Source organism: Mucilaginibacter polytrichastri, assembly GCF_001911425.1.
In the GTDB taxonomy this organism is placed as follows: Bacteria; Bacteroidota; Bacteroidia; order Sphingobacteriales; family Sphingobacteriaceae; genus Mucilaginibacter; species Mucilaginibacter polytrichastri.
The window spans coordinates 4520120-4530366 of sequence record NZ_MPPL01000001.1 but is presented as its reverse complement, the minus strand read 5'-3'; the positions used below and the strand labels follow the sequence as shown (position 1 = coordinate 4530366).

9 protein-coding genes are annotated in these 10247 nt (G+C 42.3%); 7 read left to right on the top strand and 2 right to left on the bottom strand.

The genetic code is table 11. The features are described from left to right. Window positions 1-251 precede the first annotated feature (251 nt). Window positions 252-1172, top strand: a complete 921-nt coding sequence (locus RG47T_RS19425) for a ketopantoate reductase family protein (RefSeq protein WP_074491109.1) — start codon at window positions 252-254, stop codon at window positions 1170-1172. A gap of 5 nt (window positions 1173-1177) precedes the next feature. Here the strand turns inward: RG47T_RS19425 and RG47T_RS19420 are convergent, their stop codons facing one another. Continuing rightward, a complete protein-coding gene (locus tag RG47T_RS19420) occupies window positions 1178-2317 on the bottom strand; it encodes a TlpA disulfide reductase family protein (RefSeq protein WP_074491108.1) in 1140 nt (379 codons plus the stop codon). Between the two features lie 118 nt (window positions 2318-2435). Here RG47T_RS19420 and RG47T_RS19415 point away from each other — a divergent pair, with 118 nt between their 5' ends. The 6 genes from RG47T_RS19415 (at window position 2436) to RG47T_RS19390 (ending at window position 7808) form a co-directional block, all read left to right on the top strand. Then, entirely contained in the window at window positions 2436-2633 is a 198-nt protein-coding gene (locus RG47T_RS19415) for a hypothetical protein (RefSeq protein WP_074491107.1), read from the top strand. Window positions 2634-2896: 263 nt separating this feature from the next. Then, window positions 2897-3649, top strand: a complete 753-nt coding sequence (locus RG47T_RS19410) for a proteasome-type protease (protein WP_074491106.1) — start codon at window positions 2897-2899, stop codon at window positions 3647-3649. Beyond that, window positions 3646-4488: a transglutaminase-like domain-containing protein gene (locus RG47T_RS19405; RefSeq protein ID WP_074491105.1), complete on the top strand. Its 843-nt coding sequence runs from the start codon at window positions 3646-3648 to the stop codon at window positions 4486-4488. The genes RG47T_RS19410 and RG47T_RS19405 overlap by 4 nt, the downstream gene beginning before the upstream one ends. A 54-nt stretch (window positions 4489-4542) precedes the next feature. Beyond that, a complete protein-coding gene (locus RG47T_RS19400; RefSeq protein WP_083627462.1) occupies window positions 4543-5790 on the top strand; it encodes a BamA/TamA family outer membrane protein in 1248 nt (415 codons plus the stop codon). A gap of 48 nt (window positions 5791-5838) precedes the next feature. Then, window positions 5839-6390 (top strand): hypothetical protein, encoded by a 552-nt coding sequence (locus tag RG47T_RS19395; RefSeq protein WP_074491104.1) that lies wholly within the window; start codon window positions 5839-5841, stop codon window positions 6388-6390. Between the two features lie 185 nt (window positions 6391-6575). Continuing rightward, window positions 6576-7808, top strand: coding sequence for a DUF2252 domain-containing protein (locus tag RG47T_RS19390; protein WP_074491103.1), 1233 nt, complete (start codon window positions 6576-6578; stop codon window positions 7806-7808). On the opposite strand, the gene RG47T_RS19385 is transcribed toward RG47T_RS19390, so the two are convergent. Then, on the bottom strand, window positions 7786-10247 hold a 2462-nt coding region (locus RG47T_RS19385), incomplete at its 5' end, for a TonB-dependent receptor (protein WP_074491102.1). The genes RG47T_RS19390 and RG47T_RS19385 overlap by 23 nt on opposite strands.

Sequence of the window (10247 nt, the reverse complement as noted above, 5' to 3'; positions counted from 1 at the left end):
ACCCTCTGGTATCACCCGGCCTCAGCCATTAATACAACATACTTATTATTAATTATTTATCAATATTATTAATAAAATTAATTGAAGATATGCCATTTTTTTACAATCAACTGGCTATGTAGAATGCTTATTTGTTTGAATGTTTTCTGCTCACCAGTAGACGTTATTATATACGTATTGTTACTAAAAAGAGTATTGAATGTGTTGGATTTTATTTAAGTTGGCCCTGGTTGTTTAACAGGCGGCTTTTTATGGAGAATCAAATTAATACAGTATACATTTTAGGTATTGGAGCAGTTGGGGGTTTATATGGTGCAAAATTGCATGATATGGATAGTAGCATTTTGAAAGTGATTGCCAGTGGCGATAGAATAGCCAGGCTAAAACAAACCGGCTTAAATATTAATGGTAAGGTTTATCAGTTTAATTATGCAGAGCCTGGCGATAACTCGCAGCCACCTGCAGACCTGATTATCATTGCGGTTAAGCATGCACAACTGGCACAGGCTATACAAGCTATTACAGGTTTTATAAAGCCGGATACGATTATAATTTCACTGCTGAACGGCATCTCGAGCGAAGAACAGATAGGCGCAGCGGTTGGCATGGAGCACCTGTTATATGCTTATGCCATTGGCATGGATGCTGTGCGCCAGGGCAATGAGATTAACTTTACCGCGCCCGGCCGCATTGTATTTGGCGAACAGCACAACGAAACCCTTACCGCCAGGGTTGAAGCTGTAAAAACGCTTTTTGAAAAAGCGCAAATTCCGCACCAGATCCCGGTGGATATGCTGAGATCATTGTGGACCAAGTTTATGATGAATGTAGGTGTTAACCAGGCCTCGGCAGTATTAAATGCCACTTACGGGGTGTTTCAGCAAAGCCAGGAGGCGCGTAATTTAATGCAGCTGGCCGCCGATGAGGTGATAACCCTGTCGCGCCAAGCTAAAGTTAATCTCGAACAGGAAGATCTGGATGCTTATTTTACCATTATTAACACCCTAAGCCCGGGCGGTAAAACATCTATGCTGCAGGATAAGGAAGCCGGCCGTAAAACAGAGGTTGATATTTTTGCCGGCACTGTAATTGCCCTGGGTAAAAAGTACAACGTACCCACACCTGTTAACCAAACGCTTTATACCATTATAAAAGCGATGGAAGCGATGTAAGCAGGTTAATGTACAAGTTTATCTATTTCCGCAGTAAGTTCTTTTTCCAGTTCATTACTGTAGCCGTTACTGCTTTTAATAATTTTCCCGTTTTTGTCTATAAGGTAAAAATTGGGTGTACCAATAGTTTTAAATTCGTTTAAGACTTTTTTTGTGCCTAAATATACCGGGAAGGCTATGCCGTTGCCGGCTATATATTGCTTAACCTGGGTTGATGTTTCTACAGAATAAATGCTCGCTATTGCAAAATCTTTTGATGGATATTTCTGTGCTAAACGGTTAAGCATCGGATTAGCCAAAGGATTAGCGGCGCAGGTTGTGCCACCAAACTCTACCAGTAGTACCTTATGCTTAAAGCTTGCTGGCGGCACTATTTGGTTAGAAAGATCTTTTAGAATTAATATCGGCGCTACAGCACCATTTGCAAGCATTTGAGTGTTTTTTATGCTGTAGATAGTTTTATCAAACCGAAATAAGTTATCGTTTATTCTTTTGTTGGCTTTTAAGTTAAAGAATGTTTTTTCTGAAAACATTTTTAACCTGCCTAAGCTATGGCCGTCTTTTTCTACAGACCCTTCGCCTGCTTGCCTGATGTATGTGGGGAGTAAAGACTTCTTGTTAATAGCAATATAATTATAGGTGTAGTTATGCAGTCCATTAGCAACTGTGTCATAGCTCTTAATAAAAATTTGGTAGCAGGCTGCCTTTGCTATAATGGTATCCTTTTGATAGAAAATTTTAGAAGGAGATTTTAGGCTGTTGGTGATAAAATCGAGTGTGCTGCTTATATCTGGAATCGGCTTTTGTTTACTGGTAACGTATGTGCTGTCATCTAAGTCAACACTGTATAGTGTGTCTTTATAAAATATATCGCAGAGCAAAGTTTTTCCATCATTCATGCTTGTTTTCATGAGTAACGAATTAACAGCGCCCGCCTTAGTAAAAACTATTGAAACTTTTGCAGTAGATCGTGTGGTGTCGCCCACACTAAAGGGGTTAATATCAGTTTCTTTTACTTCATAGCTTATGCTTTTTAACAGGTGTATTTTAGCTGCCGTTTGCTGTAAGATGTTTATAGCTGTAATTTGTGCCTGGGCAAAAAAAGTACTGCATAAACCCAAAATTAAAAGATAGATCTTGTTCATGCCTTTAATAAACTAGTTAATTAGTTGAAAAATAGATATAATGTTTGATAAATACAAAGTTAAGTAAGCCACATCTATGTAGGTGATACTGTAACCCGGCGAAACCATTTTATAACCAATGACATACCACCGTTGCCTACGGCCAAAATATTCCACTTATTTACAACCAGCTAGCCTTGACTATAAAGCCTGGACCCGCGACGTATACGAATTTAAAAAAGACGAAAACAAGCTCAAAGCCGCCATTCAGTACAGCTTTGCACTGGCAACAGGCGCGGTTTGTACCTTGGCAGTGTTGGGCTGTAAGAAGTTTTAACTTACTGCCAAAACCCGTTTGCCTTTGCCCAATCTTTAAAGAGCCTAGGCCAATCGTGCACCTGATATAATATGGTTTTGCTGTAATGCGGCATACATTAAACGGCTGTTTTCTATATTTGAAATATCGTCGTCTTTCGACGGTAAAATTTGGGTGTATACAGGGTTAAACTTTGCTTAAAAGCTCATTAAAAGAATAGCGCCTTACTCTTGATAAAGACAATTAATAAGAGCTACTTTGCAGCGTAACATTTTTAATTAGATATGACCTATTGCTTAGGCATCAAAGTAAAACAGGGGCTGGTTGCCATTGCCGATACTCGCATTACCTCTGGCAGTGATGTAACTATTAAGAAAAAGCTGTTTGTAATGCAAAAAGAGCAATGCTCTATGTTTATCATGACCAGCGGCCTGCGCTCGGTACGTGATAAGGCGATGGTTTATTTTGAAGAGCTGTTGGACAGCAATCTTGATAATTATAATAAACTTTATAAAGCCGTAAATGCCTTTGGCGAGCAGGTAAAACGTGTGGCCGAAGAGGACCGTGAGTCGTTGGAGAAGGCCGGGTTTAAGTTTAACCTTAATACCATTATAGGTGGCCAGATGAAGGATGACGAAGAGCACAAGCTGTTTCTATTATATCCCGAAGGTAACTGGGTAGAGCTTGGCGCGGGTGCGCCTTATGTTATTATTGGTAACGCAGCACAGGGTAAAGCGATATTAAACCGCAGTTTAAATACCGAATCGAGCCTGAAACTGTGTTTGAAGGCCGGTTTCCTTTCTTTCGATTCAACCCGTATCAGTGCGGCTGATGTTGACTTCCCGATAGATGTAGCCTTGTATGAGAATGGCAGCTTTAATATGGTAGAACATCATTATGGGCAGGAAGACCTGGGCAAGGTATCGGCACAGTGGGACCTGGAATTAAAAAAAGCACTTAAAAACATTTCAAACCAATGGATGGATGCCGCGTTTAATAAACTCGGCAAAAGCAGTAAAAAGAGAAAAAAAGCATGAAGTTCAGCGTTTCGGGGGCATTAAGTTATGAGGTCAGATCGGCCGCAACATTTATTTTAAACATACATGCCCTTCGTACACCGGCACAGGCCGTACTCGAAGAAACATTTAGTGTTGATCCGTACTGTAAATCGGAAGAGCTAAGCTCGTATGGCGAAAACCGCTATGTGCGCTTTGAAGTTACTAAACCTGCTTATTTGAACATTAATTACCATGCTGTAATTGATACATCTTTTAAACAAACCGCCGGCGACTTATTAACAGATATCCCGGTAATTCAGCTGGATACCAAGGTGCTGCCTTATTTCTTCCCCAGCAGGTATTGCCAGTCGGACAAGCTATTTCGTTTTGCACATAACAAGTTTGGTAAAATTACCAACGCCTTTGAAAAGGTAATGGCCCTTACCGATTGGATACATGATAATGTAGAATACCTGAGCGGTTCTACAACCTCACAAACCTCGGCTTACGATACTGTAACCGAGCAGGCAGGCGTTTGTCGCGATTTTGCACACCTGGGTATTGCCCTTTGCCGCGCACTGGATATCCCGGCACGGTATTTTACCGGCTATGCTTATCAGCTAAACCCGCCCGATTTTCATGCCTGTTTCGAGGCTTTTATCGGGCACGACTGGGTAATATTTGATGCCACCAAGCTGGTGCCGCTAAACGGGCTGGTTAAAATAGCAACCGGCCGCGATGCTGCCGACGCTGCCATTGCCACCATTTTTGGCGATGTAAACTGTACGTTCATCTCTGCATCCTGCCAACTGGCCGATACTAGTTTCGAGCCATTTTATTACGACAGCAATAACCCGTACGGGCTTACTTATTTGTAGAATAACGCTATGCAGGTTAAACAGTTACTCCCTTTCTGGGTTATTAACTAATGAATGGGCAGAGCATCAGTATTCACTTTTCTAGTATTAGTTATTTGCTGTTTTGCCGGCCGCTTAAGGGCGCAGGGCAATAAAGGAATCCCAATTATACACTACCCGCTTAATGACAGCATCATTGTATTAAAAGATTCGGTGCCGCAAAAAGATGTTTATGACGTATTTAAGCGACTCATGAACAAAAGAAAGTTGAAAGTGCCTCACAACGACTCGATCACATCTAAGCCCATTATGTCTGTAATTCCGGCTATCGGCTACACGCTTACATCGGGTTTTGCAGTGAGTTTGGCGGGTAATATCGCTTTCCGACTCGATTCTATATCGCGCATTTCTACCGTTACAGCAAGCGCGGCCTTCTCCTCAAAAAAACAGATCACCATCCCCATACAATCCAGCATCTGGCTGAAAAATGGCAAGTATGTTTTAATAGGCGATTACCGGTTTTATAAATATCCCCAAAGTACTTTTGGGCTAGGGAGTAATACCAAGCAAACGGATGAGAACCCGATGAACTTTAATTATATCCGTTTTTACGAGATCCTACTGCGAAAAATAACGGGTAATTTGTACGCGGGTGGTGGCTATATTGTTGATTATTATGCTAATATATCTCAGAAGGGGTTAAAAAGCGGCGCACCATCGGCGTATGCTAATTATGGCATGTCTACACATTCGGTATCATCGGGTATTACCTTAAACGGGTTGTTTGATAGCCGCGATAATTCGATAAATGCCTCAAAGGGTACTTACGCCGCCATGCAGTTTAGGGATAATTACCGTTTTTGGGGCAGTAATACCGGCTGGCGGTCGTTGATTTTGGATGTACGCAAGTATTTTAGATTCCCGGCCAGCAGCGAGAATGTGCTGGCCTTTTGGAGTTATAACTGGATAGTACTGGATGGCAACCCGCCTTACCTTAATTTGCCGGCCAACGGCTGGGATTCTTATTCGAGCACCGGCAGGGGTTATATACAGGGGCGTTTTAGAGGGGCGCAAATGGTTTACCTCGAAACAGAGTATCGTTTCCGCATTTCGGCCAACGGCTTGCTTGGGGGGGTGGTATTTGCTAATGCGCAAAGTTTTTCGGGTGTGCCGGGTTCAAAGCTGCAAGCTATTCAACCTGCATTTGGCCCGGGTATAAGGCTTAAACTCAATAAGGTATCAAAAACCAATATCTGTATCGACTATGGTATTGGTACACAAGGCTCTAAAGGTTTGTTTGTAAACGTAGGCGAAGCGTTTTAATAGCTGTAATATTTTACGTGGTACTGTTTTTGATGGATACTTATTACTATGGAAGATCAAAGAATTATTTCCGGAAAAAACGAGCAGGAAGTTTGGCCGCTTATTGAGGCTAACCTTAAAACTGACGAATTTACTTACGACGTACTGATAGAGCAGAACGGCAAACGGATACAATTGTATATAGACATAGACCCGGGTGGTGGTTTTGAGGGCGGTTCTGAATATACCCAGCTGAAATCGCCGCTACCTGTTAATAACGATTTTAGGTTTGCCATACATCACCAGGGCTTTATTGATAGTGTAGGCAAGTTTTTTGGGATGCAGGATGTGGATACAGGTTACCCAGAATTTGATAAAAGCGTACTGGTTGAAACCAACGATAAAGAAAAGGTGCACCAGCTATTTGCAGATGCAGATGTAAGAGAAATATTTTCGACATTGGAGGATTTTAACTTGGGTATCCACACCCATCATGTAGAAGATAGCGAGGTTAGCCACCCCTGGCTGGAGTTTTATACTGATGTGGCCATTGATGATACCGAGCAGTTGCGGTTAATATACCACGGGTTTTGTAAAATATTGCAACGCCTGCACGATTAACAATTACTGTTGTACATATTTTAGTGTTGCTACAACACGTAATATGCTTATTGTTAGTTTTAAAGGCAAACATCAAGATTGAATTAATTTATTAATTGAATTAAAAAATTAAAACGAAAATTGAAGACGGTGGTTCATAGGTGATAATAACTTGTTATTGTTGTATTTTGATATTTACCCCTATTATGTCCAGATTATCCGAACGGTTAACAGCCTACAACCAACCTTTACTGCCCAAAATGGTACAACTCAAGTATGAGGCCATGGCAGAAAATCAATATCGTTTTTACAGGGGCACGTGCCATTTATTTTATGAAGACCTGGCACAGGCAGATAATTTTCCGCAATCGCCAATAGCCTGGGTATGCGGTGATCTGCATCTCGAAAATTTCGGCAGTTACAAGGCTGATAACAAGTTGGTATATTTTGATTTAAATGATTTTGATGAGAGCATAAAAGCGCCCGCAGCATGGGAGTTAATCAGGCTGATTTGTAGTATTTTCATTGCTTTCGATTCACTGGAAATAGGGCAGGATAAGGCCTTAAGTATGGCTAAATTGTTTCTGAAAACCTACGCAGAAACACTGGTAAAAGGCAAAGCCTACAGTATAGACCCACGTACAGCACAAGGCATTGTATGTGATTTTTTAACAGCGGCAGAAAATAACAACCAGAAGGTAATACTGCGTAAACGTACTGAAGAAAAAAAGCATAAAATAGTACTGTCATTAGCAGATGAGCGGCATATTAAAATAAAAAAGCCGCTCCGTGCCGAACTTTATAACCATATTGAACAATGGATTGCCAATAGCAGTGATAGCCCATATAACTTTAAGGTAAAAGATGCCGTGTTCAGGGTGGCAGGCACGGGTAGCATCGGCCTGAAGCGCTACTTGTTTTTGCTGAAAAGTACCAATACTAAAGACAAATATTTGCTTTTGGATATGAAGCAGTCTACCGTGTCTGCTTTGTCTCCCTACCTTAATAATATACCTCAGCCTGAATGGACCACCGAGTCAGACCGTATTGTTACCGTACAGCAGCGCATGCAGTATATTTCGGCCTCATTACTAAGCACAACTGTGTTTAGGGAGCAGCCTTTTGTTTTGCAGGAACTGCAACCCGTAAAAGACAGCATTAAGTTTAAACTGATTAAAGACCGTTACCGCGATATATACCGGGTAATTGATGATATGGCTATGCTTACGGCATCTGCCCAGTTGCGGAGCGCCGGTATGGATGGTACAGCGCCTATTGACGAGCTCATCCAGTTTGGCAAAGACCCCAACTGGCAGGAAGCCCTGGTTAACTATGCCTTGAAATACACCGGGCAAATTAAAGCTTATTATCATGAGTTTTTGTCTGATTACAAAGGAGGTGTGCTTGAAGAACCGCTTAAAACGGAACAATTATCTTAAAACTTAAGTTTCTGCCCATATTATATATGCCCAGCCGACCATTGGGAGATGCCGAATAATATTCGAAGTACTTTAACCGGTTAAGGTTTGATTGGTAAGCCGTATCAAATAAATTGTCGACCTGTATAAATAAGTCGCAGATCACCCTGTCCTTTTTATTCTTTAAGGTGCTGCCAATCCCTGCGCTTATCAGGTGGTAACCTGCTGTATAGGTTTCCGTATTATCCAAAGCATAAAAATGATTTTGTGCGGCATATAAATCTGCATCAAGCTTAAAATAAGGTTTGCTGAAGGCATGATAAGTCCGCTGGGCGGTAATGTTAATGCCAGAGTGTACATGCAATGGCGGGATGAACGGCAGGTACTTAGCTGCATTGCCGTGTTGCGCCAGTAAAGTTTCGTTTTTATTTAAGCCCTCCACATAAGCCAAACTGTTATTAAAAGCCAGCCATTTAACTTGCGCCGGGTGAAAATTAAGTGTAACCTCTGCGCCATATAAACGCGCCTTCGACTGCTGATACTGATACGTTAAGTTGCCCGGAACTATTACTACGGGGTTGCCATTTGCATCTGTAAGGCGGGTCTGGTAAATGTAGTTTTGTATCTGGTTGTTAAATACCTCGAGGCTCAGGTCGGCATCGCGCAGGTAGGCCATTACACCAATATCTGCCTGTGTATTAAATTCGGGTTTAAAATTGCGGTTGCCCAGGTAAACAATGTGCGCGCCCGGGTCGAGCCCGTTAGAGCCAATTTCGGTAATATTAGGTGCCCTGTAACCACGTGCTACATTCCCTTTTATTAACAACTTATCGGTAATGTTGTAAGTTAAACCTGCACTACCCGAAATGCCCTGGTAATGATGATTAAATGCCGGGAACTGCAAATTAGCACCCGCCATATTATTTGTAACATGTGTGCCAAAGCCAGTTATGGCATTGGTGCCCACATAAAAATTATCCCAGTTAATGGTGCGGTTATCCAGCCTTAATCCGCCCGAGAAATCCAGTTTACCCCATGATTTTTTAGTGAAAAAGTAACCACCGATATCAAATAAGTTATAATCAGGTATCGGGAAGTCGGTGCCATTTTTACTGCGGTTATCCTGGTACATCCCGCCAACGCCAATGGTAGTTTCAAAACCCGCCAAATCGGGCATGTTATATTTTACAGCATAGCTCAGTGTATTAAGTACCACATATAACCCTGCCTGATCGGGTAGTGTGGGGTGGTTGTATTCCCTGCGGATACTTTGTTGGGCACCCAAAAGTATATCGAGCGTGCCGCCGCCCAATTTAACCTCTGTATTGTTATAAAGCCGGTAATGTTGTATGCGCTGGTGCAGCGGGTTTATGGTATAGCTTTTCAACTCATCAGCTGGTACAACGGGGCGGTTCTTAATATCGTCGCCGTTATCAAGTACCTGCCGGGTAAAGCGGCGCGATAATGAATCGCGGCTGCCATCAGGTATTTCCTGGTGGTTATCATACAATGTAAGTCCCATTTTTGTGTAACCCCAGCTTTTATCAACTCGGGCCATGCCGGATAAGTTGTATTCTTTAAAAGCAGTGCCAAAAACTGTACCATCAATGTGATTACTATAACTATAGGCCTGCCTGGCTGTAGCCCGTAAAATGTATTGCCAGCTATTATTGCGATAACCCAAACCTAAGGAGGTGCCTATCATGCCGTTGTTGCTATGATAATCTGTTGTAATATCTCCGCCGAGTTTGTTATCCCCGGATGATGGCATTGCGGGTATCATATTAATTACCCCGGCTAAGGCATCAGAGCCGTAAGTTAAACTGGCCGGCCCTTTAACCACTTCTGCACGTGCAATGCCATACTGGTCTATCTCAATGCCATGCTCATCTCCCCATTGCTGGCCTTCCTGCCTTAAACCATCATATAGGGTAAGCACCCGGTTATAGCCCAACCCGCGTATAAAGGGTTTGGAGATGTTGGGCCCGGTTGTTACCGCACTTACACCCGGCACGCCTTTTACAATGGCATCTATCAGGTTGTTGTTTACGTTTTGGTCCATCATCTTTTTAGTCATCACGGCAACCGGTATCGGGCTTTTACGTACCACGGTTGCACGGCTTGCCCCGGTAATAACTACCTCGTTCAGGGTTGATGAGCTTTCGTTCAGGGTGACGTCCAATATTAGTGGGGCATCGCTTTTTAAAGCTATTTTTAATTGCTTAGGCTCGTACCCAATTGCAGAAAACAGAATGTTATAGCTACCTGCCGGGATGTTTTTTAACTCGTAAAACCCTTGTTGATTGCTGAGTGTACCGTGCCTGGCATTAACGAGGCTTATTGATACATGGCTTAAGGGCACGTTGTTGGCCAATACCTTACCCTTAATAACACAGGTTTGTGCACGGGGTATTTGAGATGTAAAAACAAAAATGAGGAGTAGTAAGAATGATTTCATAA

Coding starts and splice junctions, on each gene's coding strand:
- RG47T_RS19425 (WP_074491109.1), top strand. CDS start 252: ATGGAGAATCAAATTAATACAGTATACATTTTAGGTATTGGAGCAGTT.
- RG47T_RS19420 (WP_074491108.1), bottom strand. CDS start 2,317: ATGAACAAGATCTATCTTTTAATTTTGGGTTTATGCAGTACTTTTTTT.
- RG47T_RS19415 (WP_074491107.1), top strand. CDS start 2,436: ATGACATACCACCGTTGCCTACGGCCAAAATATTCCACTTATTTACAA.
- RG47T_RS19410 (WP_074491106.1), top strand. CDS start 2,897: ATGACCTATTGCTTAGGCATCAAAGTAAAACAGGGGCTGGTTGCCATT.
- RG47T_RS19405 (WP_074491105.1), top strand. CDS start 3,646: ATGAAGTTCAGCGTTTCGGGGGCATTAAGTTATGAGGTCAGATCGGCC.
- RG47T_RS19400 (WP_083627462.1), top strand. CDS start 4,543: ATGGGCAGAGCATCAGTATTCACTTTTCTAGTATTAGTTATTTGCTGT.
- RG47T_RS19395 (WP_074491104.1), top strand. CDS start 5,839: ATGGAAGATCAAAGAATTATTTCCGGAAAAAACGAGCAGGAAGTTTGG.
- RG47T_RS19390 (WP_074491103.1), top strand. CDS start 6,576: ATGTCCAGATTATCCGAACGGTTAACAGCCTACAACCAACCTTTACTG.